This is a genomic window from Paramagnetospirillum caucaseum (genome assembly GCF_000342045.1).
GTDB classification, from domain to species: Bacteria; Pseudomonadota; Alphaproteobacteria; order Rhodospirillales; family Magnetospirillaceae; genus Phaeospirillum; species Phaeospirillum caucaseum.
The window spans coordinates 1-25,697 of sequence record NZ_AONQ01000023.1 but is presented as its reverse complement, the minus strand read 5'-3'; the positions used below and the strand labels follow the sequence as shown (position 1 = coordinate 25,697).

General features: G+C 67.6%; 26 protein-coding genes and 1 pseudogene. 18 read left to right on the top strand and 9 right to left on the bottom strand.

The window, feature by feature from the left end:
- Nucleotides 1–8: 8 nt before the first annotated feature.
- Nucleotides 9–2,237, bottom strand: coding sequence for a ribonuclease R (gene rnr, locus H261_RS10095; protein WP_008617015.1), 2,229 nt, complete (start codon nt 2,235–2,237; stop codon nt 9–11).
- Nucleotides 2,238–2,345: 108 nt separating this feature from the next.
- On the opposite strand from rnr, the gene H261_RS10090 reads away from it, so the two are divergent.
- The 4 genes from H261_RS10090 to H261_RS10075 all read left to right on the top strand — a co-directional run bounded on the left by H261_RS10090 (nt 2,346) and on the right by H261_RS10075 (nt 6,002).
- On the top strand, nt 2,346–2,747 hold the full coding sequence (locus H261_RS10090; RefSeq protein WP_008617014.1) for a hypothetical protein: 402 nt from the start codon (nt 2,346–2,348) through the stop codon (nt 2,745–2,747).
- Nucleotides 2,748–2,824: 77 nt separating this feature from the next.
- On the top strand, nt 2,825–4,504 hold the full coding sequence (gene ettA, locus H261_RS10085) for an energy-dependent translational throttle protein EttA (RefSeq protein ID WP_008617013.1): 1,680 nt from the start codon (nt 2,825–2,827) through the stop codon (nt 4,502–4,504).
- Between the two features lie 10 nt (nt 4,505–4,514).
- Complete coding sequence (locus H261_RS10080; RefSeq protein ID WP_008617012.1) at nt 4,515–5,477, top strand: ankyrin repeat domain-containing protein; 963 nt, start codon at nt 4,515–4,517, stop codon at nt 5,475–5,477.
- An 84-nt stretch (nt 5,478–5,561) separates the two neighbouring features.
- Nucleotides 5,562–6,002, top strand: coding sequence for a CBS domain-containing protein (locus H261_RS10075; protein ID WP_008616994.1), 441 nt, complete (start codon nt 5,562–5,564; stop codon nt 6,000–6,002).
- 84 nt (nt 6,003–6,086) lie between these two features.
- Here H261_RS10075 and H261_RS10070 read toward each other — a convergent pair whose 3' ends face one another.
- Both H261_RS10070 and H261_RS10065 read right to left on the bottom strand, forming a co-directional pair.
- Nucleotides 6,087–6,278 (bottom strand): hypothetical protein, encoded by a 192-nt coding sequence (locus tag H261_RS10070; protein WP_008616993.1) that lies wholly within the window; start codon nt 6,276–6,278, stop codon nt 6,087–6,089.
- A 141-nt stretch (nt 6,279–6,419) separates the two neighbouring features.
- Nucleotides 6,420–7,877: a bacteriohemerythrin gene (locus H261_RS10065; protein WP_008616992.1), complete on the bottom strand. Its 1,458-nt coding sequence runs from the start codon at nt 7,875–7,877 to the stop codon at nt 6,420–6,422.
- A 322-nt stretch (nt 7,878–8,199) separates the two neighbouring features.
- On the opposite strand from H261_RS10065, the gene H261_RS10060 reads away from it, so the two are divergent.
- A complete protein-coding gene (locus H261_RS10060) occupies nt 8,200–8,607 on the top strand; it encodes a hypothetical protein (protein ID WP_008616991.1) in 408 nt (135 codons plus the stop codon).
- A gap of 7 nt (nt 8,608–8,614) precedes the next feature.
- Here H261_RS10060 and H261_RS10055 read toward each other — a convergent pair whose 3' ends face one another.
- Nucleotides 8,615–9,088, bottom strand: coding sequence for a low molecular weight protein-tyrosine-phosphatase (locus tag H261_RS10055; protein WP_008616990.1), 474 nt, complete (start codon nt 9,086–9,088; stop codon nt 8,615–8,617).
- A gap of 48 nt (nt 9,089–9,136) precedes the next feature.
- On the opposite strand from H261_RS10055, the gene cobB reads away from it, so the two are divergent.
- Genes cobB through H261_RS10040 form a run of 3 tightly spaced genes read left to right on the top strand, consistent with a single transcriptional unit; the run spans nt 9,137 to nt 13,700 of the window.
- Nucleotides 9,137–9,859, top strand: coding sequence for a Sir2 family NAD+-dependent deacetylase (cobB, locus tag H261_RS10050; RefSeq protein ID WP_008616989.1), 723 nt, complete (start codon nt 9,137–9,139; stop codon nt 9,857–9,859).
- A 55-nt stretch (nt 9,860–9,914) separates the two neighbouring features.
- A complete protein-coding gene (locus H261_RS10045) occupies nt 9,915–11,804 on the top strand; it encodes a potassium transporter Kup (protein WP_008616988.1) in 1,890 nt (629 codons plus the stop codon).
- A gap of 3 nt (nt 11,805–11,807) precedes the next feature.
- Nucleotides 11,808–13,700, top strand: a complete 1,893-nt coding sequence (locus H261_RS10040; protein WP_008616987.1) for a potassium transporter Kup — start codon at nt 11,808–11,810, stop codon at nt 13,698–13,700.
- A gap of 4 nt (nt 13,701–13,704) precedes the next feature.
- On the opposite strand, the gene H261_RS10035 is transcribed toward H261_RS10040, so the two are convergent.
- Nucleotides 13,705–14,049: a hypothetical protein gene (locus tag H261_RS10035; protein WP_008616986.1), complete on the bottom strand. Its 345-nt coding sequence runs from the start codon at nt 14,047–14,049 to the stop codon at nt 13,705–13,707.
- A 205-nt stretch (nt 14,050–14,254) separates the two neighbouring features.
- Between H261_RS10035 and H261_RS10030 the strand changes: the two genes are divergently transcribed.
- The 4 genes from H261_RS10030 to H261_RS10015 are packed head-to-tail and all read left to right on the top strand — an operon-like array spanning nt 14,255 to nt 18,170.
- Nucleotides 14,255–14,731, top strand: coding sequence for a hemerythrin domain-containing protein (locus tag H261_RS10030; protein WP_008616984.1), 477 nt, complete (start codon nt 14,255–14,257; stop codon nt 14,729–14,731).
- 31 nt (nt 14,732–14,762) lie between these two features.
- Complete coding sequence (locus tag H261_RS10025; RefSeq protein ID WP_008616982.1) at nt 14,763–16,577, top strand: ABC-F family ATP-binding cassette domain-containing protein; 1,815 nt, start codon at nt 14,763–14,765, stop codon at nt 16,575–16,577.
- A gap of 16 nt (nt 16,578–16,593) precedes the next feature.
- Nucleotides 16,594–17,493, top strand: a complete 900-nt coding sequence (locus tag H261_RS10020; RefSeq protein WP_008616981.1) for a DMT family transporter — start codon at nt 16,594–16,596, stop codon at nt 17,491–17,493.
- Nucleotides 17,490–18,170, top strand: coding sequence for an N-acetylmuramoyl-L-alanine amidase (locus tag H261_RS10015; protein WP_008616980.1), 681 nt, complete (start codon nt 17,490–17,492; stop codon nt 18,168–18,170). The genes H261_RS10020 and H261_RS10015 overlap by 4 nt, the downstream gene beginning before the upstream one ends.
- 27 nt (nt 18,171–18,197) lie before the next feature.
- On the opposite strand, the gene H261_RS10010 is transcribed toward H261_RS10015, so the two are convergent.
- Nucleotides 18,198–18,425 (bottom strand): sulfurtransferase TusA family protein, encoded by a 228-nt coding sequence (locus H261_RS10010; RefSeq protein ID WP_008616979.1) that lies wholly within the window; start codon nt 18,423–18,425, stop codon nt 18,198–18,200.
- A gap of 142 nt (nt 18,426–18,567) precedes the next feature.
- Between H261_RS10010 and H261_RS10005 the strand changes: the two genes are divergently transcribed.
- The 5 genes from H261_RS10005 to H261_RS09985 all read left to right on the top strand — a co-directional run bounded on the left by H261_RS10005 (nt 18,568) and on the right by H261_RS09985 (nt 23,114).
- A complete protein-coding gene (locus tag H261_RS10005) occupies nt 18,568–19,665 on the top strand; it encodes a YeeE/YedE family protein (RefSeq protein ID WP_008616978.1) in 1,098 nt (365 codons plus the stop codon).
- An 89-nt stretch (nt 19,666–19,754) separates the two neighbouring features.
- A complete protein-coding gene (locus H261_RS10000; protein ID WP_040476169.1) occupies nt 19,755–20,210 on the top strand; it encodes a thiosulfate oxidation carrier protein SoxY in 456 nt (151 codons plus the stop codon).
- Between the two features lie 5 nt (nt 20,211–20,215).
- Nucleotides 20,216–20,545: a thiosulfate oxidation carrier complex protein SoxZ gene (gene soxZ / locus H261_RS09995; protein WP_008616976.1), complete on the top strand. Its 330-nt coding sequence runs from the start codon at nt 20,216–20,218 to the stop codon at nt 20,543–20,545.
- 206 nt (nt 20,546–20,751) lie between these two features.
- Nucleotides 20,752–22,800 (top strand): methyl-accepting chemotaxis protein, encoded by a 2,049-nt coding sequence (locus H261_RS09990; RefSeq protein WP_008616975.1) that lies wholly within the window; start codon nt 20,752–20,754, stop codon nt 22,798–22,800.
- A gap of 11 nt (nt 22,801–22,811) precedes the next feature.
- Nucleotides 22,812–23,114 carry an STAS domain-containing protein gene (locus H261_RS09985; RefSeq protein WP_008616974.1) on the top strand — a complete coding sequence of 101 codons (303 nt, stop codon included), beginning with the start codon at nt 22,812–22,814 and terminating at the stop codon, nt 23,112–23,114.
- Nucleotides 23,115–23,302: 188 nt separating this feature from the next.
- Here the strand turns inward: H261_RS09985 and H261_RS09980 are convergent, their stop codons facing one another.
- Complete coding sequence (locus H261_RS09980; protein WP_008616973.1) at nt 23,303–24,088, bottom strand: enoyl-CoA hydratase; 786 nt, start codon at nt 24,086–24,088, stop codon at nt 23,303–23,305.
- Between the two features lie 70 nt (nt 24,089–24,158).
- Here H261_RS09980 and H261_RS09975 point away from each other — a divergent pair, with 70 nt between their 5' ends.
- Complete coding sequence (locus H261_RS09975; RefSeq protein WP_008616972.1) at nt 24,159–24,569, top strand: PaaI family thioesterase; 411 nt, start codon at nt 24,159–24,161, stop codon at nt 24,567–24,569.
- A gap of 119 nt (nt 24,570–24,688) precedes the next feature.
- Here H261_RS09975 and H261_RS09970 read toward each other — a convergent pair whose 3' ends face one another.
- The gene (locus H261_RS09970; RefSeq protein ID WP_008616971.1) at nt 24,689–25,477 is read right to left on the bottom strand and encodes a xanthine and CO dehydrogenase maturation factor; all 789 of its coding nucleotides are present in this window, start codon (nt 25,475–25,477) and stop codon (nt 24,689–24,691) included.
- Nucleotides 25,467–25,697: pseudogene (locus H261_RS09965) on the bottom strand (TetR/AcrR family transcriptional regulator C-terminal domain-containing protein); the annotation flags it as partial. The gene H261_RS09970 and the pseudogene H261_RS09965, both read right to left, overlap by 11 nt.

Here is a 25,697-nt window from a genome sequence, read left to right as displayed (position 1 = left end):
CAGGATTTTCAGCGCCCTTTGTGCCGCTTGGCCCCGGGCCGGAACGGCTTGGCGCCGGGGCGGGGGGGACGGGGCGGACGCTCGGACCCGCCGCCCAGGCGGAAGACCATGGAGCCGGTCAGCGTGTTGGCCTCGGCCAGTTCCACCTCCAGCGTCTGCCCCAACTGGAAGGTCTTTCTGGTGCGCTTGCCCACCAGGCAGTGATGGACCTCGTCGTGGACGTAGAAATCCTCGGGCAGGGTCGAGATGGGCACCAGCCCGTCGGCCCCGGTCTGGTCCAGGGTGACGAACAGGCCGAAGCGGGTCACCCCCGACACCTTGCCGCTGAACGAGGCCCCCACCCGGTCCACCAGGAAGGCGGTGACGTAGCGGTCCACCGCTTCGCGCTCGGCGACCGCCGCGCGCCGTTCCGTCACCGAAATGTGCTCACCCCATTCGGCGAACTCTGCGACTGCATCCGCAGGCAGCGCCCCCTCGCCCAGGTGCAGGCCGGCGATCAACGCCCGATGGACCAGCAGGTCGGCATAGCGGCGGATGGGCGAGGTGAAGTGGGCGTAGCGGGCCAGCCCCAGGCCGAAATGGCCGATATTCTCCGGACTGTACTGGGCCTGGGCCTGGGAGCGCAGGATCACCTGGCTGACCAGATGGGAATTGACGGTGTCGGCCACCGCCTCCAGGACGCGGTTGAAATGGGCGGGGCGCAGCACCTGGCCCTTGGCCAGCTTCAAGTCCAGGGACGACAGGAACTCCCGCAAACCCTCCAGCTTCTCCTGGCTGGGCAGGTCGTGGATGCGGTACATGCAGGGCTTGTGGACCTTCTCCAGGGTCTCGGCGGCGCAGACATTGGCCATGATCATGAAATCCTCGATCAGCCGGTGGCTGTCGAAGCGTTCCCGCTCGGTGATGGCTTCCACCTTGCCCTCGGGGGTAATGGTCACCTTGCGCTCGGGGATGTCCAGTTCCAGGACGCCGCGTTCCTTGCGCTCGCGGAACAAGGCCGCCCAGGCGCCGTACAGCGGCTCGATCACCTGGGGCAGCAGCGGCCCGATCTTGTCGTCGGGCCGCCCGTCCTTGGCCGCCTGCACCTGGGTGTAGGTGAAGCGCGCCACCGAACGCATCATTGCCCGCACGAAACGATGCCGTAGCTTGTTGCCCAGCGCGTCCAGCCAGAAATGCACCGCCATGCAGGGGCGGTCCTCGTCGGGCTTGAGCGAGCACCAGCCGTTGGACAGCTCCTCGGGCAGCATGGGCACCACCCGGTCGGGGAAATAGACCGAGTTGCCACGCTTGAACGCTTCCTTGTCCAGGGCGTCGCCGGGGCGCACGTACCAGGAGACGTCGGCGATGGCGACGATGCAGTGCCAGCCGCCGGGATTCTTCGGGTCCGCGTCGGGCTCGGCGAACACCGCGTCGTCGAAGTCCCGCGCATCCTCGCCGTCGATGGTGACCAGCGGGATGGAACGCAGATCGGTACGGTCGCCCAAAGGCGCCGGTCCCTCGGCCGCCGCCTGTTTCAGGGCGGCCTCGGGGAACTCGAAGGGAATGTCGTTGGTATGGATGGCCACCAGGCTGACCGAGCGCGGCGCGCCCAGCATCCCCATGCGTTCCTTCACCGAGACGGTGCGCATGCCGTAGAGGCGGCCGGGCATGATGTCGGCCAGCACCAGCTCGCCCGCCTTGGCGTCGCCGGTCTCGCCCCTCGGCACGATGTACTCGGCCTTCTCCTTGCGCGAGGTGGGACGCAGGCGTCCCGAGCCATCGGGATTGGGCTCGAACACGCCCAGCACCCGGGCGCGGGCCTCGCCGATGATGCGGATGGGCCGGGCCTCGTAGACGTCCTCGCCCCGCACCCGCTTCAGCTTGGCCAGCACCCGGTCGCCGACACCCACCGCCGCCTCGCCGGGGCGGAAGGGCGCCATGAAGATGCGCGGCGGGCGGCCCTCGCCCTCGTAGTTCAAGGGCCGCGCCAGCAATTCGCCGTCGCTGTCGGTGCCGATGATCTCCACCACGCCCACATCGGGCAGGGCGCCAGGCCGGGCGAAGCGCCGTTTCTGGCCGCGTTCCACCTCGCCTTCGCGCTCGAGTTCCTTGAGGATCGCCTTGAGGTCGATCTTGTCGCTGCCCCTCAGGTTGAAGGCCCGCGCCAGTTCGCGCTTGCCGACCCGCCCGGGCTGGGCGCGGATGAAGTCGAGGATTTCCTGCTTGGACGGAATGGGGACGATCTTGGGCTTTTTCATGCCTCCAGCCTATAGGCCGGCGGGGCCGGGGGCAAGGGAGCCGCCCTTGACGGGCATCAAGGGGCGTCAAAGCCCCCCATGCTCTGATGACGCCTTGAGGAGACACCCATGGCCAAGCCCGAGATCTTCCGCATCAACCTGAACGATTCCGACGCCGATTCCACCTTCCGGCGCTTTACCGCCGCCATCTGCGGCGAGACCGGCCACGGCCGCCACGCCGTCCTGACCTATGGCGCCGACGGCCCACGCTGCCTGCTGCAGAACAGCGGCCGCTGCCTCGACGCCGATACCCCCTGGCGCATGACCCGCGACGTGCTGTTTCCGGTGCTGACCTTCGACGACGGCATCGAATGGGTCGCCCTGTTCCCCATGGACGACTGGCAGATGCGCTGCGACGCGGCGCTGCAATCCTCGTTCACCGACGAGCGGGGCCGCTCGTGGTCGCGCCTGCTGGCCGACGAACTGCTGACCGAACTGCCGGGCGTATCCCACCTGATCGTCTCGCGCTGATCCGCAAACCTTGACGGGGCGGCCCCGCCCGTCTACTCAATCTCCCAAATCGACCACGCCCCAGCGGAGAGCCCCCTATGGCCTCGTACCAGTACGTCTACGTCATGAAGAACCTGACCAAGGCCTATCCCGGCGGGAAGGAGATCATGAAGGGGCTGACCCTCAGCTTTCTCCCCGGCGCCAAGATCGGCGTGCTGGGCGTCAACGGCGCGGGCAAGTCGACGCTGCTGAAGATCATGGCGGGCATCGACAAGGAATACGGCGGCGAGGCCTGGGCGGCCGAGGGCGTCAAGATCGGCTATCTGGCGCAGGAACCCCATCTCGACCCCGCCAAGGACGTCATGGGCAACGTCATGGAGGCGGTGGCCGAGACCAAGGCGCTGCTGGACCGCTTCGAGGAGGTCTCGGCCAAGTTCGCCGAGGAACTGACCGACGACGAGATGAACGCCCTGATCGCCGAACAGGGCGAGTTGCAGGAAAAGATCGACCATCTCAATGCCTGGGACCTGACCCGCACCATCGAGATCGCCATGGACGCGCTGCGCTGCCCGCCCGGCGATGCCGACGTCACCTTGCTGTCGGGCGGCGAGCGGCGCCGCGTGGCGCTGTGCCGCCTTCTGCTGTCGCATCCCGACATGCTGCTGCTGGACGAGCCCACCAACCATCTGGACGCCGAATCGGTGGCCTGGCTCGAGCGCTTCCTGGAGGATTACTCCGGCACGGTGGTGATGATCACCCACGACCGTTACTTCCTGGACAACGTCACCGGCTGGATCCTGGAACTGGAGCGCGGCCACGGCATCCCCTACGAGGGCAACTACACCTCGTGGCTGGAGCAGAAGGGCAAGCGCCTCGAGCAGGAAGAGCGGGAAGAGACGTCGCGCATGCGCGCCATCCGTGACGAGCTGGAATGGGTGCGCTCCTCGCCCAAGGCCCGCCAGACCAAGAGCAAGGCCCGTATCAGCGCCTTCGAGGATCTGGTCGCCAAGTCCCAGGAGAAGGCCACCGGCCCCGCCGTCATCTCCGTGCCCCCCGGCCCGCGTCTGGGCGGCAAGGTGATCGAGGCCGAGAACGTCTCCAAGGCGTTCGGCGACAACCTGCTGTACGAGAACCTGAACTTCCGCCTCCCCCCCGGCGGCATCGTCGGCATCATCGGCCCCAACGGCGCCGGCAAGACCACCCTGTTCCGCATGATCACCGGCGCCGAGCAGCCCACCACCGGCACCTTCACCGTGGGCGAGACCGTGGTGCTGGGCTATGTGGACCAGAACCGCGATACCCTGGACCCCGACAAGACCGCCTTCGAGGAAATCTCCGACGGCCAGGAAGAGATCGACCTGGGCAAGCGCAAGATCAACTCCCGCGCCTATGCCGGCCTGTTCAACTTCAAGGGCGCCGACCAGCAGAAAAAGGTGGGCGTGCTGTCGGGCGGCGAGCGTAACCGCGTGCATCTGGCCAAGATGCTGAGCCGTCCCGCCAACGTCATCCTGCTGGACGAACCCACCAACGACCTGGACGTGGAGACCCTGTCGGCCCTGGAAGACGCCCTGGCGGAATTCCCCGGCTGCGCCGTGGTGATCAGCCACGATCGCTTCTTCCTGGACCGCATCGCCACCCACATCCTGGCCTTCGAGGGCGATTCCCAGGTGGTGTGGTTCGAGGGCAACTACCAGGATTACGAGGCCGACCGTCACCGCCGCTTAGGGACCGACGCCGACCAGCCCCACCGCATCAAGTACAAGCCGCTGAAGCGCTAGGCGGAACGGCATGTCGAAGCATACGGTCACCGCCGCCGCCGCCCTGCTGCTGGCGGCGGCGGCGGGCGCCTGGTTCCTGTCGGACAACGTCCCCGCCTCGGGGGGCGACGAACTGGCGGCGGTGCCGGGCGACGGCCTGGTCACCTTCGCCCGTATCCAGACCGAGATGAACCGCGCCGGGGCCGGCAAGCCGGCGCTTCCCGCCGACGCCAACGCCGACCGCCTGGAAGCTATCGGCGGTGCGTTGCGCGAGTTCCTGGCCGGCAACACGGTCAAGGCGTCCCACATGCTCGACGACATCGATGCCGAGATCGAATTGCGGGTGCCCACCGCCGAGCAGGTGGCCGCCGACCCGCTGCTGGCCGACAAGGAGGAATGGCTGATCAGCTATTTCGAATTGCTGCCCGACGCCCCCCAGGGCAAGGGGATCAAGGCCGACACCTATGTCTTCGTCCGCTACGCCCTGACGCTCCGCCGGATCGAGGCGGTGCTGCTGGCCGAGACCATGCCCGCCATCAAGGGCTACGATCTGGTGGCCCGCAGGTCCGAGCCCGCCCCGTCGGTGTTCGACGGCATGAACCTGCGCTTTCCCTGCCGCATGGCCGTCAGCCACCGCGCCCTGCTGGAGGAGGCCGCCAAACGCCTGGGCCAGTTGCGGGGCGGACCGCTGACCGACTGTCCGACGCCCCAGGGCCGCGACACCGACTTCGCCCTGCTGGAGCGCATCGCCCGCGACCCGGCCGGCGCGCTGACCTCGGCCGCCAACGGCCATGGCCCGCTGCCGCGCGACCTCAAGACCCCGCTGATGACCGCCGCCGCCAAGGGCAGCCTGGCCGACATGGAAAAGGCCCTGAAGGCCGGGGCCGATCCCCACCGGGCCGACGCCCGCGGCCGCACCGCGCTGCATTACCTGCTGGGTAACCAGTCCCTGCCGCCCGCCGACCGGACCCAGGCCGTCAAGCTCTTATACTGATGCCCCCATCCCTTGAAGGGACTCGGGCCCGGCCCAACGTATCAAGGGGAGAGACCTGAGACTCGAGCCCAAGGGAGGGTGCCCATGATCGTCAAGACCATCCTGAAATCCAAGGCCCGCGGCGCGGGCATCATCTCGGTCCCCCCCGACGCCAGCGTCGGCGACGCCGCCCGCCTGCTGGCCACCCACAAGATCGGCGCCGTGCTGGTCATGAACGGCGACCGGGTCGCCGGCATCCTGTCGGAGCGCGACATCGTGCGCGGCCTGGCCGACGCCGTGGATGTCTGCATCACCGCCAGGGTCAAGGATCTGATGACCGCCGAGGTCTTCGTCTGCCACGAGGACGACACCGTCGAGCGCCTGATGGAGATCATGACCGCCAAGCGCATCCGCCACCTGCCGGTGGTGAACGCCAACGGCGACGTGGCCGGCATCGTCACCATCGGCGACGTGGTGAAGTCCCGGCTGGACGAAACCAAGATGGAAGCGGAATCCCTGCGCGACTACGTGATGGCCGGACGTTGAGGCCATCCAAGGGTACGGGCGAGATGTCCGACCTGCGGCTTTTCCCGGAGCGCGGCCGTCCCGGCCGCAATCCCGCCTGCGCCTTCAGCGCACCTGCCATTCGGGCGCCGGGCCGGAAGACAGCCCGAAGCGGAAATGCGGGCATTCGCCGTCCCGGTCGTCCTGGCCTTCCAGCCGGGCCGAGGCGTTGCAGCAGCGCTCCAGCGTGAAGTAGCGGCAGGCATGGCAGCGGATGGCGACGAAGGGCCGGGCTGCGAGGGCCGTGGTGGCAAGCATCTACGTAGTTCCCCCTGTGACGCCCGATGATTTACCTCAGGCGGTGGTTCCGCTCAATCGGGTCCACACCTGAAACGGGCGCTATTTTCCGCCCTTATACCTTTGCGCCGCCCGGCCTTTCCGTGAACCAATTCACATTGGTCACGCTGCGGCGGTAATGCCCTTGAGGAAATTCTGCAATTCCCGGCGCTGAGCCTGCCATTCGGCTTCCTCCTCCCGCTCCTGGCGGCGGATTTCCGGCCGGTCGCGGACCTGGTGCAGGGTGCGCATGAGATAGGGCATGTGGCCGGCCCGCTCCTGCTCGGTGCGCCCCAGGTTGGTGCTGAAGCGTTCGAGGAAATGGGTGGTGACCCGGCCGAACACCCGGTGGGCGGTCAGCGTCAGGAACTCGCCCCAATTGCCGGCATATTGCCGGTGGGCAAGCAGCAGATAGTCGCGCAGCGCCCCTTCGCGGGCCTTCTGCTGGAATACCCGGGGTTCCATCTCCTGCTCGTAGAGATCGTGGCAGCGCTGCCAGGCGGCATGCAGGGCGCCGGCCAGGTCGCGGGTGGGGTCGAACAGGGATTTCAGCGTCTCGATCTCGGCATTGCCGATGCGCGGCAGGTCGTAGGCCTCGGGCGAGGGCGGCTGCAGCAGGTCGCGCAGCGCCCTTGTGCTCTCCTTGACCTGGAAGACGCGGCTGCCGTCGTCCTTGACGCGCTCCACCAGCTTCAGGTCGTCCCAGGCCAGCCGCCAACGCTCCAGCATGTCGTCGGCCAGGGCATTGTCCACATGCTCCCAGAAGCTGTCGCCGTCCGCCGCCTGCCAGTCGCAGCGGGCGGTCATCTGGCGCAGCAGGCGGCTTTTCAGCAGTTCCGGCATGATCAGGTGCTCGACCGCCCGGCGGAAACGCGGCGCGAAGTCCGGCGACAGGACGAAGGACGGCGGCAGCAGGCGGCGGACCGAGGGATTGTCCTTGTGGAACACCACCAACACCTCGTCGATGCGCCGGGTTACCGCCTCGACGCACAGGGCCTCGAACGAGTCGAAGCCGCTCCGCGGCCGCGGCAGTTCCGCCTGGGTGTAGTTCAGGCGGGTCAGCAGATGGGCCAGATGGGGCGGCAGGCTGTATTCCACGTCCCGGGATTCCGGCGCCCTGGCCGCCACGGCGGAGGCCGGCTCCGACGGCTCCGGCGGCAAGGACCGCGTGCCGGCGACGGGGGCCATCCGCCGGCCCATGGCGCTGTCCTCGGTCAGGATATGGTCCATCAGCGAGGTACGGATGAACCCCAGAAGGGTCGCGGCGATGTCGTGCCGGACGGAGGCCTCGGTGGCGACCAGATAGCGCCGCCGCAACAGGTGGATACGGTCGGCCACCGCGTCGTGGCTGTCGCGATGGGCGTAGAAGCTGGGACAGCCGATGCCCGACAGCAGGTTTTCCTCGCGGCTGAAATGGTCGGCGATCAGCCCGACCAGGTCGCGCATGGCATTGCCGGTCCCGCCCTCGTCCCCGGATTCCAGGTTGGCCTCGAAATCGTTGATCAGTTCGACCAGTGCCCGATGATCGGCATCCAGGTCGGGAACGCCAATGGACATGGCGTCCTGCCATTGAATGGCCATCTCCTTGCCCCTATCGTCAAAGTCACGCGCAAGACGCCGTATGCCCCGTGGCGCCTCATAAACAAGGCACGATCAGGACATACCATGGTATGTAGGAGTTTTACCCCCATACCAATGAATGGGCAGCGATAATGTTCTTTATCGGGTCTTCATGTAGCAAGTTGTGATAGCCGCGACAATCGGGTCCATACCTGAAGCAGGACGGATATGGCGCAAGAATATATCCACCATCTATTACCAGTATTTATGGAAAGCGAGCCCCTTGCGCCGCCGGGACGGGCGTGTACCCTGGTCCTTGGCGGAAAACCAGAGGGAGGAAACGGTGGGTACCATCTATGTCGCCAGGAGCAAGGGCCTGCAGAGCTGGGGGGCCGATGTCGGCCTGGGCAAGAATCTCTACGCCATCGGCTATGTGGAGGACGGTACCCCGGAGGATACTCTGGCCGCCGGGCTGGCGGGCGAGAAGGATTGGGTCCTGGTCAAGGCCCAAGCCGCCGGGGACACCGACGAGGCCGCCCTGCTGGAACGCCTGGGCCGCAAGGAAAAGCTGGTCGACCCCGCCTACTACCCCCGCATCCGGGGAGCACGGGGACTGGTCAAGGTGGACCCGGTCAAGGTGGAGAATTCCATGCGTATCAGGAAGGCGCTGGAAACCGGCCAGGAACCCAAGGAGATCAAGGTCAAGCCGGCCGACATCGCCCAGTACCTGATCAACAACGCCCTGGGATGAAAACAGGCTACAACAGCCTTTCCCGGATATGGGCCAGCAGGCCCGCCGACCCCGCCTCGATCATGTCCAGCACCCGTTCGAAGCCGTCGCCCGCCCCGTAATAGGGGTCGGGCACGTCCTGCAGCCCGAGTTGCGGCGCGAAGGACAGGAACAGGGCCAGCCGTTCCCGGTATTCCGGCGGACAGGCCCGCGCCATCAGGTCCAGATGCCCGCGGTCCATGGCCAGCAGCAGGTCGAATTCGGCGAAGTCGCCCTTCTTCAGCTGCCGGGCCCGCAGATGCTTCAGTTCGAAGCCGCGCCGCCGCGCCGCCTCGGTGGAGCGGCGGTCCGGCGGCTCGCCCACGTGATAGGCGTGGGTGCCGGCGGAATCGACGGCGATCTCCCCGCCCAGCCCCTCGGACTCCACCAGGGCGCGGAACACCCCGTCGGCGGTGGGCGAACGGCAGATATTGCCGGTGCAGACGAACAGAACCTTGACCATGGCGGCTTCCTGGCTTTTCGTTGACCGGCACTATAGAGGGATCGCGCCATGGCTGGAAAGGGAAGCATCGTCATCCTGACCGGGGCCGGGATTTCCAAGGAATTCGGCCTGGACACCTTCCGCGACAAGGACGGTATCTGGTCCAGGGTGCGCCTCGAGGACGTGGCCACCCCCGACGCCTTCCGCCGCGACCCGGCCAAGGTCCAGGCCTTCTACAACACCCGGCGGCGCAACCTGGTGGAAGGCGGCATCCGTCCCAACCCGGCCCACGCCGCCCTGGCCCGGCTGGAAAGGGAATGGCCGGGCGAGGTGCTGATCGTCACCCAGAACATCGACGACCTGCACGAGCGGGCCGGGTCGGAAAACCTGATCCACATGCACGGCGAGTTGCTGAAGATACGCTGCCAGAAATGTGCCCGGCCCTTCGCCTGGACCGCTGACGTAGAGGTCGGGGACAAATGCCCCGACTGCCACCGCCTTGGCACGCTCCGCCCCCATGTGGTGTGGTTCGGCGAGATGCCGCTGGACATGGAGCGCATCTTCGAAGCGCTGGAGGCGTGCGCCCTGTTCGTCTCCATCGGCACCTCGGGCCACGTCTACCCGGCGGCCGGCTTCGTCCAGACGGTCCGCGCCCAGGGGCGCGCCCACACGGCAGAGCTCAATCTCGAGCCCTCGGAGGGCGCCTCCCTGTTCCGTGAAACCCGCCTGGGACCGGCCTCCCGGCTGGTCCCTGCCTTTGTGGAAGAGCTGCTGTCCGCTGACCGCTCTTGACTCTGCGCGCGATATCAGTAGCCATGTGGCCCAATGTCTAAGGGGGACACCTGATATGACGGCCCACGGCGGAGACGGAAAGTCCCGCAACGTCGCCGGTCTGATGCTCGCCGCCGTCGGGGTGGTGTTCGGCGACATCGGCACCAGCCCGCTCTATGCCATGAAGGAAACCTTCGGCGGCCACTCGGCCCTGGCCATGGATCGCGGCAACATCCTGGGCGTTCTGTCCCTGGTGTTCTGGGCGGTGACCATCATCGTCTCGTTCAAGTACGTCATCATCATCATGCGCGCCGACAACCGGGGCGAGGGCGGCTCGCTGGCCCTGCTGGCCCTGGTCAGCCACGCCGCCGAGAAGAACCGCCGCCTGTCCCTGATGGTCAGCGCGCTCGGCATCTTCGCCGCCGCCCTGTTCTACGGCGATTCCATCATCACCCCGGCCATCTCGGTGCTGTCGGCCATGGAGGGTATCCAGGTGGCCGCCCCCCACCTGTCGCAATGGATCGTGCCCCTGACGCTCGGCATCCTGTTCAGCCTGTTCGCCATCCAGAGCCACGGCACCGATCTGGTGGGCAAGATGTTCGGCCCGGTCATGCTGGTATGGTTCCTGACGCTGGCCATCCTGGGCATCCGCAACATGGCGCACGCGCCCAGCGTGCTGGCGGCGCTTTCCCCCCACTACGCCATCTCGTTCCTGTTCCGCGAGGGCTGGCACGCCTTCCTGGCGCTGGGCTCGGTGGTGCTGGCGGTGACGGGGGCCGAGGCGCTTTACACCGACATGGGCCATTTCGGCCGCCTGCCCATCCGGCTGGCCTGGTACCTGCTGGTGCTGCCGGCCCTGATCCTGAACTATTTCGGCCAGGGCGCCCTGCTGATCGCCCACCCCGAAGCCATCGCCAACCCGTTCTTCAACATGGCCCCGGCCTCCATGGCCGTGCCGCTGGTGATCCTGGCCACCCTGGCGACGGTGATCGCCTCGCAGGCGGTGATCTCGGGCGCCTTCTCGGTGACCCGCCAGGCCATCCAGCTGGGCTTCCTGCCGCGCATGGAGATCATCCACACCTCGGAAGAGGAGATGGGCCAGATCTACCTGCCCTTCGTCAACTGGCTGCTGATGGTCATGGTCATGGCCCTGGTCCTGGGCTTCAAGACGTCGAGCAACCTAGCCGCCGCCTACGGCGTGGCGGTGACCGGCACCATGGTCATCGACGCCCTGCTGGTCGGCACGGTGATGCTGCTGATCTGGAAGTGGAATCCCCGCAAGGTCAAGATCATGGTCGGCGGCTTCCTGGTGGTGGATCTGGCGTTCTTCCTGGCCAATTCGGTCAAGATTCCCGACGGCGGCTGGTTCCCGCTGGTGATCGGCGGCCTGATCTTCACCCTGCTGATCACCTGGAAGGACGGCCGCAAGCGGCTGATGGCCCGCCTGAAGGCCGACGCCCTGCCGGTGGAGGATTTCCTCGCCTCGCTGTCGGACCGGGTGCCGCGCGTGCCGGGAACCGCCGTGTTCCTGACCGGCACCTCCGAGGGCGTGCCCATCGCCCTCCTGCACAACATGAAGCACAACAAGATCGTCCACGAGCGCGTGGTGCTGCTGACCGTGGTGGTGGAGGAAGTACCCTTCGTGCCCGAGGACCAGCGGCTGGAAAACCGTCTGCTGGCGCCCAACTTCCACAGGGTGTTCCTGCGCTACGGCTTCATGGAGAGCCCCAACATCCCCAAGGCGCTGGCCCATGCCCGCACCGACCAGTTGGGCTTCTTCTACGAACCCATGTCGGTGTCCTATTTCGTCTCGCGCGAAACCCTGTTGCCCACCGAGAAACCGGGCCTCAAGGGGCTGCGCGACACCCTGTTCGCCACCCTGGCGCGCATGGCCACCAGCGCCATGGACTTCTTCCATCTCCCCAGCAATCGCGTCGTCGAGCTGGGCAGCCAGATCGAGATCTAGACGATGGAAGCCGCGCCCTCCGAAAAAACCGATTTCAAACGTCTGGGCGGCCTGTCGCTGGCCGCCATCGGCGTGGTGTTCGGTGATATCGGCACCAGCCCGCTCTACACGCTGAAGGAATGCTTTGACCCCAATCACGGCATTCCGTCCTCCCCCGAAAACGTCATCGGCATCGCGTCGCTGGTGTTCTGGGCCATCATCCTGGTGGTCACCCTCAAATACCTGCTGTTCGTCATGCGGGCCGACAACCGGGGAGAGGGCGGCGTCCTCGCCCTGCTGGCCCTGGCGGTGCGCGCCACCGGCGGCGACCGGGGGATGGTCGGGCCGCTGGTGGCGCTCGGCCTATTCGGCGCCGCCCTGTTCATCGGCGACGGCATGATCACCCCGGCGATATCGGTGCTGGCGGCGGTGGAGGGACTGGAGGTGGGCAGTCCGGCCTTCGCCCCCTTCGTCGTTCCCCTGACCCTGGTGGTGCTGGTGGCGCTGTTCGCCATCCAGAACCGCAACACAGAGCTGATGGACCGCCTGTTCGGCCCGGTGATGGTGGCGTGGTTCCTGATCATCGGCCTGCTGGGCCTGGCCCAGATCATGGAGCATCCGGCCATCCTGGCGGCCTTCGACCCGGTCCGCGGTGCCGTCTTCCTGGCGACCCACGGCTGGCTGAGCGTCATGGTCCTGGGCGTGGTGGTGCTGGCGGTGACCGGCGGCGAGGCGCTCTATGCCGACATGGGCCGCTTCGGCAAGCGGCCCATCCAGGCGGCGTGGTTCACCCTGGTGCTGCCCGCCTTGGTGCTGAACTATTTCGGCCAGGCGGCGCTGATCCTGGAAAGCCCGGAAGCGGCGAGGAATCCCTTCTACCTGCTGGCGCCGGGCTGGGCGCTCTATCCCATGGTGCTGCTGTCCATCCTGGCCACGGTGATCGCGTCGCAGGCGGTGATCGCCGGCATCTTCTCCCTGTCGCGCCAGGCGGTGCAGCTGGGCTATTCGCCGCGCCTGGATATCCGCCACCTGTCCGACGAGGAAGAGGGGCAGATTTACGTGCCGCGCGCCAATTGGGGCCTGCTGCTCGGCATCGTCGTCCTGGTGGTCGGCTTCAAGAGTTCGAGCAATCTGGCCGCCGCCTACGGCATCGCGGTGACCGGCACCATGGCCGCCACCACCGTCCTGGCGCTGGTGGTGGCCCGCCGCGCGTGGAACTGGCCGCTGTGGCTGTGCATCGTGCTGGGCACCGTGTTCCTGGCGGTGGATCTGGGCTTCCTGGGCGCCAACCTGCTGAAGGTCACCCATGGCGGCTGGTTCCCGCTGGCGGTGGGCTTCGGCATGCTGCTGCTGATGGCCACCTGGCGCAAGGGCCGGGAAATCCTGGCGCGGCGGCTGGCCGACGGCGCCATGCCGCTCGACATGTTCATGCAGCAGCAGAAGGATTCCAGCAACATCCTCAGGGTGCGCGGCACCTCGGTGTTCATGACCGGCGGCACCGACACGGTGCCTATCGCCCTGCTGCACAACCTGAAGCACAACAAGGTGCTGCACCAGCGGGTGGTGTTCCTGACGGTGATCACCGAGGACATCCCCCGCGTCCCGGCCCGCGACCGGCTGGTGGTCGAGGGACTGGCCGAGGGCTTCTACCGCATCACGGTGCGCTACGGCTTCTTCCAGGAGCCTGACATTCCCAAGGTGCTGCGCCTGTGCAAGGCGTTCGGCCTGGAATTCGAGATGATGGACACCTCGTTCTTCCTGGGCCGCGAGACGCTGGTGCCCTCCACCCATCCCGAGATGCCGGAATGGCGCGAACGCCTGTTCGTCATCATGAGCCGCAACGCCGTGGCGGCCACCGACTTCTTCCGCATCCCGGCCGGACGGGTGGTGGAACTGGGCATCCAGGTCCAGCTGTAGACGATCAGATGATCTTGGATTCCTCGTCGGCGGAGAACATCCCCGACACGCCCGACAGGTAGGAGCGCATGGAGCGGCGGTCCAGCAACTTGTCCTGGGCGGCGGGGGGAAGGTCGGTGAAGGCGATCACCCGCTTTTCCACCAGCACCGCCACCAGATCCTCGACCACGCGGATGAAGGCCAGGTCCGAGGCCAGGAAGCGGGCCGAATTGCGCTCGCCGCCGGTATCGCGGAACAGGAAGTCCAGCACGTCGGGATGGCTGGCCGGCAGGTTCTCCGTCGCCGTTTCCTCGGCATGCTCGAAAAGCCCGACCACCCGCCCCTGGGCATCGCGGCTGACATAGGGCATCGCGTCTTATCCTCAAAGCCATGACCCGGTAGCCACAGGCTACCCCATCCCTTGCCCCGGGTCGCCGCCTAAATGCCTATGCGGAAGATAGGGTTACAGAACGATTCAATGCGTGGGCGGACAGGGAGACGGCGGAATGCTTCACTGAAAACCATAGGGATGGGCCGCGCGTTGGGGAGCGTCGCGGAACACCGAGGAGGGCTTCATGCGTACCCTGGCCTGGTCCGAACACTTCGCGTTGGGGCACGAGCGGATCGACCGTGAGCACCGGCGCCTGCTCGAACTGTCCGCCCGCATCGAGGCCGAGGCGGAAAGGGCCGCCAGCGTCGAGGACATCCTGCCGCTCTGCCGCGACTTCTTCCGCCTGCTGGTCGCCCATTGCTTCTACGAGGAGCAATTGCTGCGCAAGCTGCCGCGCGACCGCTTCGGCGACCATGTGGACGAGCATTGCCGCGGCCATGCCCGCCTGATCAAGCAGGCCCAGACGGTGATGACCGGACATCTACCCACCGGCTTCGAAAGCCTGCCCGCCTTTCTCGACGCCTATTTCGAGCTGATGCACGATCTTCTGGTGGACGATACCGAGTTGGTCGGCTCGCTGATCCGCGAAGGCTATCACCGCCTCGGCACGCCGGAGGCATCGCAGAGCTGGCTCCCGTTCCGGGGCGCGTCCCCGGTTTGACATCGCGGCTCCGTGGGTGTAGCCATCGGGCATGGCTCCTCCTCCCCTCCTCGCGCTGCGCGACGTTCGTCTGACCTTCGGCGGCACGCCGCTGTTCGAAGGCGTCACCACCTGGATCGCCAAGGGCGACAAGACCTGTCTGGTCGGCCGCAACGGCTCGGGCAAGTCGACCCTGCTCAAGGTGCTGGCCGGCGAAATCGCCCCCGATTCCGGCGAGCGCTTCGTCCAGCCCGGCACCTCCATCGCCGTGCTGCCCCAGGACCCCATCATCCTCGCCCCCACCATCGCCGATTACGTGATGCAAGGCCTGCCCCCCGCCGAGCGCGACCAGCTTTACCGGGTCGAGGCGGTGCTGGACGCCATGGGCATGGACGGCTCGCGCGATCCGGTGGCGCTGTCGGGCGGCGAGGGCCGCCGCGCCGCCCTGGCCCGCGCCCTGGTTGGCCAGCCCGACGCCCTGCTGCTGGACGAGCCCACCAACCACCTGGACCTGCCCACCATCCTGTGGCTGGAGGAGTGGCTGTCGGCCTATGGCGGCGCCCTGGTGATGATCAGCCACGACCGCCGCTTCCTGGAAACGGTATCGAAGCAGACCCTGTGGCTGGAGCGGGGCGTGGTGCGGCGCGCCGAATTCGGCTTCGCCAAATTCCCCGCCTGGCAGGACGAGGTCTTCGCCGCCGAGGAGGCGGAACTGGCCCGCATGGACACCCGCATGCGCCAGGAACTGCACTGGCTGGCCCGCGGCGTCACGGCGCGCCGCAAGCGCAACATGGGCCGCCTGCGTTCGTTGCAGAGCCTGCGTTCCGAGCGGGCCGAGCGCAAGTCCCAGGTGCTGGCCGCCGGCCGCCAGGTCAATCTGGCCACGGATTCGGGCGACCTTTCCGGCCGCCTGGTGATCGAGGCGGAGAACGTCAGCAAGTCGTTCGGCGACAAGCGCATCTGCCAGGACTTCTCCACCCGCATCCTGCGCGGCGACCGGGTCGGGCTGATCGGCCCCAACGGCGCCGGCAAGACCACCCTGCTGCGCATGCTGACCGGCGAGTTGGCCCCCGACGGCGGCGTGGTGCGCCTGGGCACCAACCTGGAAACCGCCTATTTCGACCAGCGCCGCACCGCGCTCGATCCCGACAAGAGCGTCTGGGACACCCTGACCGACGGGCGCGGCGACAATGTCTGGGTACGCGGCCGCCCCCAGCACGTGGTCGGCTACATGAAGGACTTCCTGTTCTCCGAGGCCCAGGCCCGCACCCCGGTGCGGGCGCTGTCGGGCGGTGAGCGCAACCGCCTGCTGCTGGCCAAGCTGCTGGCCAAGCCCACCAACCTGCTGATCCTCGACGAGCCCACCAACGATCTCGACATGGACACCCTGGACCTGCTGGAAGAGGTGCTGGCCGATTACGACGGCACCCTGCTGGTGGTCAGCCACGACCGCGACTTCCTCGACCGGCTGGTGACCAGCGTCATCGCCGTGGAGGGTGATGCCGAGGTGGCCGAGTATGTGGGCGGCTATTCCGACTATCTGCGCCAGCGTCCCGTGACGCCGGCCAACGCCGCCCCCAAGCCGCCGTCCAAGCCCCAGGCCCAACCCAAGCCCCAAGCCGCCCGCACCAAGCTGTCCTACAACGAGCAGCGGGAACTGGACCAGTTGCCCGGCCGCATCGACAAACTGACCGATGAGATCGCCAGGCTGGAAGTCGATCTCGCCGACCCCACCCTCTATGCCAAGGATGCCGCCCGCTTCCAGAAACTGGCCTCGCGGGCCGAGACGGCCAGGGCCGAACTGGACGATGCCGAGGTGCGCTGGCTGGAACTGGAGGCCAAGCGCGAAGAGGCGGGCGGGAAGTGACACCGCCCGCATCACCATGACCGCCCCCAGCCGCCTCACACCCCTGGAATGGGCGTCGGCCACCCTGGTGGTGACCATCTGGGGCCTCAACTTCGTGGCGGTGAAGACGGCGCTGGCCACCCTGCCGCCCTTCATGCTGACCACCTTGCGTTTCGCCTGCACCGCCTGTGTCCTGGCGCCGTTCTTCCGCCCGACCCGCGCCCAGTTGCCGGGCATCGCCCTGCTGGCCCTGCTGCTGGGAGTCGGTCATTTCGGCCTGATGTTCTTCGGCGTCGCCGGCATGGACGCCGCCACCGCCGCCATCGTCATCGAACTGTCCATTCCCTTTTCGGCCATCCTGGCCTGGGCGTTCTTCGGCGAGGTGTTGGGAGTCTGGCGCAGCCTGGGGCTCATGGTGTCCTTCGCCGGCGTCGCCCTGCTGGCCGGCGAGCCGCACCTGCCCCGCCTGACGCCCTTCGTCGCGGTGGTGGCCTCGGGCTTCGCCTGGGCGCTGGCCAACGTGGTGATCAAGCGCCTGGGTCCGGTCAATCCCCTGGCCCTCAACGGCTGGATGGCCATGCTGGCGGCGCCCATGCTGCTCGGCCTGTCCCTGGCCACCGAAAGCGGCCATGCCGAGGCCCTGGCCGCCACCGGCCTCAAGGGCTGGGCCGGCGTGGCCTATACCATTATCGGCTCGACCCTGATCGCCTATACTTTGTGGTATCGCCTCATCGCCCGCCATCCCATGAACCGGGTGGTGCCCTTCACCCTGCTGGGGCCGGTGGTGGGGCTGGCCGGCGGCGTGCTGCTGCTGGGCGAGCCGCTGACCTGGCACAAGCTGGTGGGCGGCGCGCTCACCGTGCTGGGCGTCGCCGTGGTGGAACTGCTGCCCGGCCGCGCCATCCATCGGCCCGACGAACCGGAACCCGGAACATGACGATCGCCCTTCGCCCCTCGCCCAATTTCGAGCCGCGCCCCGCCGGCACGGTCATCGACACCCTGGTGCTGCACTATACCGGCATGGAGAGCGGCGAGGCCGCCCTGGCCCGGCTATGCGACGCGGAATCCAAGGTCAGCGCCCATTACGTCGTCGAGGAGGACGGAAGCGTCTTCGCCCTGGTGCCCGAAGAAATGCGGGCCTGGCACGCCGGCGCCTCGTCCTGGCGCGGTGCCGCCGACGTCAATTCCCGCTCCATCGGCATCGAACTGGTCAATCCCGGCCACGAATTCGGCTACCGCGCCTTTCCCGGCGCCCAGATCGAGGCGCTGATCCGCCTGTGCCGGGAGATTCTGGAACGCCATCCCATTCCCGCCCGCAACGTGGTCGGCCATTCCGACGTGGCGCCGACCCGCAAGCAGGACCCGGGCGAGTTGTTCCCTTGGGCCGAACTGGCCGAGCGCCACCTCATCGGCCTGTGGCCGTGCGGCGAGCCGACCGCACTGCCGCCCGAGCACGTGCTGCTGGCCGGCCTCGCCCATGTGGGCTACGACATCCACGACCCCAAGGCGGCGCTCGCCGCCTTCCAGCGCCATTTCCGCCCCTGGAAGGTAGACGGGTTGATCGACGAGGAAAGCGTCGGCCGCCTGCGCTCGCTTCTGCGGATCGTGCGATAGGGCGGGCGTCCCGCCCGCTTCGGCGCCTCAGGCGCCCTTCTCGATCTTGAACGTATAGACGCCGCCGTCCTGCTGCTGGCTGAGCAGCTTGTTGCCGGTCTGGCGGCAGAAGGCGTCGAAATCGGCGACCGAGCCCGGATCGGTGGCGACCACCTCCAGCACCGCGCCGGCCGTGAGGTCCTTGATGGCCTTCTTGGCGCGCAGGATGGGCAGCGGGCAGTTGAGGCCCTTCACGTCCAGAACGGTGTTCGACATCCCTCGTCCTCCCTCTCATCCGTTGCGGCGGCCGGGCCGCCGTCATTGATATAAGGCTACACTAATATTAAGGCCCATCACAGTCCATTGATGCCGCCGGCTCCCCGGTGCTAGCCTCGACGGAGCTGAACGGAGAGCCCCCTTGTCCGAAATCCCGCTGACCACCATCGTCGGTTCCGCCACCTTCGCTGTGGGCGTGGTGTTCGGCTGGGCGGCGCGGGCCAGCGAATTCTGCACCATGGGCGCGCTGTCCGACATGGTGTTGATGGGCGACCGGCGGCGGCTGCGCGCCTGGGTGCTGGCCATGGCGGTGGCCCTGCTGGGATCGCAGGCGCTGCAGGCCGCCGGGCTGGTGAACCTCGGCAAGTCCATCTATCTCGGCCCCTCCATCCCCTGGGCCGGGGCCATCCTGGGCGGGCTGATGTTCGGCTACGGCATGACCCTGTCCGGCGGCTGCGGGGCCAAGACCCTGGTGCGGCTGGGCGGCGGCAATCTCAAGTCGCTGGTGGTGATGCTGGTGGTGGGGCTGTTCGCCACCATGACCCTGAAGGGCCTGCTGGCCATGGAGCGCATCGCCCTCGAGCAGGCCACCAATCTCTCCCCCGCCCGGCTGGGCGCCGCCGATTCCGGCCTGCCCGCCCTGCTGGCCGGGACCGGCCTGCCCGAGGCCGCCGCCCGCCTGCTGTGCGTGCTGGCCCTGGCCGGCGGTGCCCTGGCCTGGTGCCTGCGCGATGCCGATTTCCGCGCCGCCCGCGGCAAGATCGCCGGCGCATTGGTGATCGGCCTGTGCATCCCGGCCGGCTGGGCGGTCACCGGCATCCTGGGCGCCGACGAATTCGACCCGGTGGCGTTGGCCTCGTTCTCGTTCATCGCCCCCATGGGCGACGGGCTGATCTACCTGATGACCTATACCGGATCGACCATCAATTTCGGTATCGCCGCGGTCGGCGGCGTCATCGCCGGATCGTTCCTGGCGGCCCGCCTGTCGGGAAGCTTCGCGGTGGAAGGCTTCGCCGATGCCGACGACATGCTCCGCCATCTGGCCGGCGGCGCCCTGATGGGCACCGGCGGCGTGCTGGCCATGGGCTGCACCATCGGCCAGGGGCTGAGCGGCCTGTCCACCCTGTCGCTCACCTCGTTCCTGGCCCTGGCCGCCATCATCCTGGGCGGCATCCTGGGCCTGCGCAGCCTGGAGGAGGGCGGCCTGCTTCCCGGCCTGCGCGCCCTGCTGCGGCGCTGAATATAATAATATCATTATATAATGGGTTGCGCCCCCTTGCCCGCCTCCGCTACCATGAAAGAAAAAAGATTTCCGGGGAGGAGAGGTCCGTGGACACAGCCGCGAAACTGAACCGCCGCGCCGTGCTGGCAGGAACGGTCGCCGCCGCCACGATGGGCTTGACCGCGCCGCGGCCCGCCGCCGCGCAGGAGGCCGACGCCCTGGCCCGCGCGCTGATGGGGCCGTTCAAGGCCAAGGACGGCAAGATCAGGCTGAAGATGCGCGACGTGGCGGCCAGCGGCGCTTCCGAGCCCATCACCGTGTCGGTGGACTCTCCCATGACCGCCGCCGACCACGTCAAGGCCATCCACGTCCTGGCCGAAGGCAATCCCTATCCGGTGGTGTCGTCCTGGCACCTGACGCCCCGCTCGGGCCGGGCCGAGATCAGCTTCCGCATGCGTCTGGCCAAGACCCAGACGGTGCGGGCCTACGCCGTGACCTCGGACGGCGAGGTGTGGATCGCCCGCCAGGAGGTCACGGTCACCATCGGCGGCTGCGGAGGCTGAGGGACATGGCCAATTCCGATCGCGTCAAGGTGCGCATCCCGCCCAAGGCGAAGAAGGGCGAGATCATCGAGATCAAGACCCAGCTCAGCCACGACATGGAAACCGGCCTGCGCAAGGATGCCGCCGGCCGGACCATCCCCCGGCACATCGTCACCCGCTTCACCTGCACCTGGAACGGCGAGCCGGTGATCAGCGCCGACTGGCACCAGGCGGTATCGGCCAATCCGTTCTCCAGCTTCTTCGCGGTGGCCTCGGCCAGCGGCAAGATCAAGCTGACCTGGTTCGACGAGAACGGCGAGATTTTCGAATATGTCCACGACATCCTTGTCGACTAGGTGATCACAATCTAATTATAGGTAACATTGCTTACCTTTCCTGACATTTTGTAACCAATAGCCTCAACCGATATTTATGGATTGGCCGTCACAATCCTTCGCCATATCATACAGGGGCGAGGCGCCAATTCGGCATGCCTCCCAATTGTCCAATTGCATATTTACGGCTGTTCCCGAGTCCACGCTCGAACGCCCATGAGGCTCCCATGCTGAACAATCTCAAGATCGCGGTCAGGCTTGCTCTGGCGCTGATCATTCCGCTGGTGGCGGTCGTCGTCTATTCCGGCCTGGCCCTGTCCGAAAAGAACCGGCAGGCCGACGAGATGGAACAGGTAGAGGAACTGGCCCGGCTCGCTCCGGCCATCAGCGCCCTGGTCCATGAGCTGCAGAAGGAACGCGGCACCTCGGCCGGCTTCATCGGCAGCAAGGGCGAAAAGTTCAAGGACCGCCTGCCCGAGCAGCGCAAGCTGACCGACGACAAGCTGGCGGCGCTGAACGCGGCCCTCGGGCGCTTCCCCGCCACCGATTACGGCACGGGATTCAAGACCAAGCTGGACGCCGCCGATTCCGCCATGAAGGGGCTGGCCGACAAGCGCGCCGCCATCACCGGCCTGTCCATTCCCCTGGGCGAGGCCACCGGCTACTACACCGCCGCCATCGCCCGGCAACTGGCGGTGATCGAGGAAATGGCGGTGGTCAGCCGCGACGTCCGCGTCACCAAGGCGATCATCGCCTATGTCCAGTTGCTGCAGGGCAAGGAGCGGGCGGGGCAGGAGCGCGCCACCGCCAGCGGCGGCTTCGGCGCCAAGAAGTTCGAGCCACCCCTGCACCGCAGCTTCACCCAGCTGATCGCCCGCCAGGACGTGTTCTTCGATACCTTCGCCAAGAACGCCGAGCCCGAGTTGCGCCAGGCCTTCGAGAAGGCCATGGCCGACCCGGCGGTCAAGGAGGTGGACCGCATGCGCGCCGTGGCGCTGGACGCCCCCTTCACCAACGACCTGGGCGGCATCGAGGCGCCGGTGTGGTTTGACACCATCACCAAGAAGATCGACCTGCTGAAGCAGGTGGAGGACCAGGCCTCCACCGCCCTGGTCACCATGGCGGAAAAGGGCCACGACGCGACGCTCAGCGCCCTGTACGCCTATCTGGCGACCACCGGCGCCGTCCTGTCGCTGGGCGTCATCCTGATCTGGGTCATCGCCCGCGGCATCACCCGCCCGCTGGCCGAGATGACCGTCGACATGACCAAGCTGGCCGAGGGCGACAAGACCGTGCCCATCAACGGCCTGGACCGCCAGGACGAGATCGGCGCCATGGCCCGCGCCGTCGAGGTGTTCAAGGAAGGCCTGATCCGCGCCGACCAGTTGGACGAGGAGCGGCGCGAGGCCGAATGGACCAAGGACAAGCGCGCCCGGGTGATCGACAACCTGCTGCGCGAGTTCAACGAGGAGGTGTCCGACGCCCTGGCCGGCATGGCTTCCACCGCCACCGAACTGGAAGCCACCTCGCGCTCGCTGTCCTCCACGGCGGAGGACGCCTCGGCCCAGGCGGCGGCCGTCGCCGCCGGCATCGAGGAAACCGCCGTCAACATGCGCACCGCCGCCGGCTCCGTCGAGCAGTTGGCCCATTCGGGCGAGGACATCAGCCTCAAGGTCCAGGATTCGGTGCGCATCAGCGAGGAGGCCTCGGCCGAGGCGCGGCGCACCACCCAGCTGATCGACGGCCTGGCCTCGGCGGTGGACAAGATCGGCGCCGTGGTGGCGCTGATCAACGACATCGCGGCCCAGACCAACCTGCTGGCCTTGAACGCCACCATCGAGGCGGCGCGGGCCGGCGAGGCGGGCAAGGGCTTCGCCGTGGTCGCCAACGAGGTCAAGCATCTGGCCAACCAGACCGCCAAGGCCACCGAGGAGATTGCCGGGCAGATTTCCACCGTCCAGCGGGTCACCGGCGACGCCGTCTCGGCCATCACCTCCATCACCACGGTGATCGAACAGGTGCACAATGTGGCCACCGGCATCGCCGAGGCGGTGCGCGGCCAGGACGCCGCCACCGGCGAGATCGCCGCCAACGTGCAGCAGGTGGCCAGCGCCACCACCGAGATCAGCGCCAACGTCACCGGCGTCAATCAGGCGGCCGACGACACCAAGCACGCCTCGGCCGAAGTGCTGCAGACGGCGCAGGACGTCTCCGAGCGCGCCACCAAGCTGCGCGACCGGGTCGACACCTTCCTCACTTCAATCCGCGCATCCTAGGACAGAGGGCCATGCAGTACATCATCAAGGCGGTCGGCGGCGGGGCGGAAATCGACATCAAGGGACGGCTGACCTTCGCCGAGGCCTCGATGTTTCCCAAGGTCCTGGCCGAACTGGACAAGGCCGGCAAGGCCCAGTGGGAAATCCGCCTGGGCGAGCTGACCTTCATCGATTCCACCGGCATGAGCCTGTTCGTCCACATCTATGACAGCGCCAACGCCGCCGGGACCAAGGTGGTGATCAAGGGCGCCGCCGGCCCAGTGCGCGAAGCCCTGGACCGCGCCGCCTTCCAGACCCTGTTCGAGTTCAGGTAGGCCCAAATCCCGACAAGCCGGAACTCATCGGGATTTGGCAAAATACCAACGGCTGGAAAGGTTGACACCTTTCCAGCGCCCTCAGTCGCCGGGCGCGCCCTCCGGGTCGCTTGGCTTCCGCCGCATAAGCGGCGCGGCCACCTTGTGGCCGTCCAGCGGTCGAATGTTTCGACCGCTGGCATAAGGCATCAGCAGCCCCGCCATACCGGCGGGCGCTTTTCCAGGAAGGCGTCGATACCTTCCGCCGCATCCATGGCCAGCATGTTCTCGGTCATCACCCGCGAGGCATGGGCATAGGCGTCGTCCAGGCCCATCTCCAGCTGGCGGTAGAACGCCTCCTTGCCCACCTTGACGGTGTGGGAGGACTTGCCGGCGATCAGCCGCGCCATGGCCGCCACCTCGCCGTCCAGCACCTCGGGGTCCACCGCGTGGTTGATCAGCCCCCAGCTCTCCGCCGTCGCGGCGTTGACCGGCACTCCGGACAGCAGCATCTCCATGGCCTGCTTGCGCCCCACCACCCGGGACAGCGCCACCATGGGGGTGGAGCAGAACAATCCGATATTGACCCCCGGCGTGGCGAATTTCGCCCCGGTCGAGGCATAGGCCAGATCGCAGCTGGCCACCAGCTGGCAGCCGGCCGCCGTCGCCATGGCATGGACCTTGGCGACCACCGGCTGGGGCAGCCGCACGATGGCCGTCATCACCCGCGAGCACAGGGCGAATACCGCCGCCACCGCCTCGCGGCCGGCCAGCCCCCGCATCTCCTTGAGATCGTGCCCGGCGCAGAAGGCCGGGCCGTTGGCGGCCAGCACCACCACCTTGACGGACGCATCGGCGGCAATGGCCGAAAGCGCCGCCTCCAGCTCGGTCATCAGGGCCACCGACAGGGCGTTGCGCGCCGCCGGACGGTTCAGGGTCAGGGTGGCGACGCCCGCCTCGTCGCGGCGCATCAGGATGGGTTCGCCCTCGGACATACCAAACCTCCCTTGCCATAGCCGGCGAAAATCCCGGACACTGGTCCGACCACTTTAGCCGGGAGCCCCAATGTCCGCCATCTCCGCCGAACAGTTCAACGCCCTGCTGATGGAAAAGCTGCCCATGGCCCGCGACCTGGCCATCCGGGCCGAGAGCATCGGCAAGGGCACCGCCCGCCTGATCATGCCGTTCGGGCCGCACCTGACCCGGCCGGTGGACGTGGTCTGCGGCCCGGCCCTGATGACTCTGGCCGACGTGGCGCTCTACGCCGCCGTGCTGTCGGCCATCGGCCAGCAGGAAATGGCGGTGACCAGCAACCTCAACATCAGCTTCCTGCGCAAGGCCGAGCGCTGCGACATCATCGCCGAGGCCAGCCTGCTCAAGCTGGGCCGCCGCCTCGCCATGGGGGCGGTGGAGCTGATCGCGGCGGGCAGCGACGACCTGGTCGCCCACGTCACCGCCACCTACGCGATTCCTTGATTTCTCCCGCCCTCAAGCACCGGGCGGGCGCTGTGCGCCCTTGGCTCCCGCGCCGAAAGGCGCGCGGCCCCTTGGGCCTAACCAAATCCCATGATGGAATTTGGTGATCCATCTCGCCCTCAAGCGTCGGGGCGAAGGACGATGGCCGCCACCGCCTCGGCGATGCGGCGGGGGCGTTCATCGATGCCGGCCAGCTTGACCGCGCCGGGGCGGGGGTCGATCTCGGCGATCTTGTTGCCCTGCTCCACCGGCACCCCGTCATGGGTCAGGCCACGCACGATGCCGTCGAAGGGTGCCTCGACCACCGTATCGCCGATGCGGGCCACCACCTCGCCGGCCCGGACCCGCTGGCCGATGGCCGCCTCGGCCCGCAGAATTCCCGCCACCGGGGCATAGCGGAAGCGCGAGCGGGCCTGGCCCAGCACGGCCCGCGGCTCGCCGGCCAGTTCCAGGGTCGAGCCGCGGCGCACCACCCGGCCCAATTGATCCCACGAGGTTTCCACCGCCACGTCGACATTCAGTCCGGCGGTACAGCCCGGCCCCATGCCGACCACCAGCGGGGCCAGTCCCCGCTGGCTTTCCGGGGCCTGCTGCTTGTTCATGCGGGCGTCCACCAGCACCGCCCAGGGGCGGGCGGCCAGGGCGGTGGGAAACTCCATGGCCAGCAGGGGAATCTCGCCGCAGGCCCAGGATTGCGCGACGGCGCCGGGATGGTCGAGGCGGCGGGCCAGCAGGCCCTCCAGTTCGGCCGCGCCGCCGAAGAAGGCGTCGGAAAAGGCCATCCGCCGGCGGATGGCGATGGGCGGGCGCGAGGATTGCAGCGCCACCCGGCAGCCGCCCCGCACCAGGAGATGGGCGACGGCCGAGGCGATCTCGCCGGCGCCGCGGATCAGGATCTCAAGGCTCACGGGGGCCCAGCAATCCGCCCAGCACCTGGTCGGAATAGATGGCGATGACCTGCTCCTTGCTCAGGCGGCCATGGGGCCGGAACCAGGTGCATACGCCGGTCAGCATGCTGAGGATGCCATAGGCGGCGACGCGGGCATCGCCGCAGCGGAACAGTCCCGCCGCCTCGCCCTGGTCGAGGATGTCGATCAGGCGGCGCTCGTAGCGCCGGCGCAGGGTGAC

Coding starts and splice junctions, on each gene's coding strand:
- rnr (WP_008617015.1), bottom strand. CDS start 2,237: ATGAAAAAGCCCAAGATCGTCCCCATTCCGTCCAAGCAGGAAATCCTC.
- H261_RS10090 (WP_008617014.1), top strand. CDS start 2,346: ATGGCCAAGCCCGAGATCTTCCGCATCAACCTGAACGATTCCGACGCC.
- ettA (WP_008617013.1), top strand. CDS start 2,825: ATGGCCTCGTACCAGTACGTCTACGTCATGAAGAACCTGACCAAGGCC.
- H261_RS10080 (WP_008617012.1), top strand. CDS start 4,515: ATGTCGAAGCATACGGTCACCGCCGCCGCCGCCCTGCTGCTGGCGGCG.
- H261_RS10075 (WP_008616994.1), top strand. CDS start 5,562: ATGATCGTCAAGACCATCCTGAAATCCAAGGCCCGCGGCGCGGGCATC.
- H261_RS10070 (WP_008616993.1), bottom strand. CDS start 6,278: ATGCTTGCCACCACGGCCCTCGCAGCCCGGCCCTTCGTCGCCATCCGC.
- H261_RS10065 (WP_008616992.1), bottom strand. CDS start 7,877: ATGGCCATTCAATGGCAGGACGCCATGTCCATTGGCGTTCCCGACCTG.
- H261_RS10055 (WP_008616990.1), bottom strand. CDS start 9,088: ATGGTCAAGGTTCTGTTCGTCTGCACCGGCAATATCTGCCGTTCGCCC.
- cobB (WP_008616989.1), top strand. CDS start 9,137: ATGGCTGGAAAGGGAAGCATCGTCATCCTGACCGGGGCCGGGATTTCC.
- H261_RS10045 (WP_008616988.1), top strand. CDS start 9,915: ATGACGGCCCACGGCGGAGACGGAAAGTCCCGCAACGTCGCCGGTCTG.
- H261_RS10040 (WP_008616987.1), top strand. CDS start 11,808: ATGGAAGCCGCGCCCTCCGAAAAAACCGATTTCAAACGTCTGGGCGGC.
- H261_RS10035 (WP_008616986.1), bottom strand. CDS start 14,049: ATGCCCTATGTCAGCCGCGATGCCCAGGGGCGGGTGGTCGGGCTTTTC.
- H261_RS10030 (WP_008616984.1), top strand. CDS start 14,255: ATGCGTACCCTGGCCTGGTCCGAACACTTCGCGTTGGGGCACGAGCGG.
- H261_RS10025 (WP_008616982.1), top strand. CDS start 14,763: ATGGCTCCTCCTCCCCTCCTCGCGCTGCGCGACGTTCGTCTGACCTTC.
- H261_RS10020 (WP_008616981.1), top strand. CDS start 16,594: ATGACCGCCCCCAGCCGCCTCACACCCCTGGAATGGGCGTCGGCCACC.
- H261_RS10015 (WP_008616980.1), top strand. CDS start 17,490: ATGACGATCGCCCTTCGCCCCTCGCCCAATTTCGAGCCGCGCCCCGCC.
- H261_RS10010 (WP_008616979.1), bottom strand. CDS start 18,425: ATGTCGAACACCGTTCTGGACGTGAAGGGCCTCAACTGCCCGCTGCCC.
- soxZ (WP_008616976.1), top strand. CDS start 20,216: ATGGCCAATTCCGATCGCGTCAAGGTGCGCATCCCGCCCAAGGCGAAG.
- H261_RS09990 (WP_008616975.1), top strand. CDS start 20,752: ATGCTGAACAATCTCAAGATCGCGGTCAGGCTTGCTCTGGCGCTGATC.
- H261_RS09985 (WP_008616974.1), top strand. CDS start 22,812: ATGCAGTACATCATCAAGGCGGTCGGCGGCGGGGCGGAAATCGACATC.
- H261_RS09980 (WP_008616973.1), bottom strand. CDS start 24,088: ATGTCCGAGGGCGAACCCATCCTGATGCGCCGCGACGAGGCGGGCGTC.
- H261_RS09975 (WP_008616972.1), top strand. CDS start 24,159: ATGTCCGCCATCTCCGCCGAACAGTTCAACGCCCTGCTGATGGAAAAG.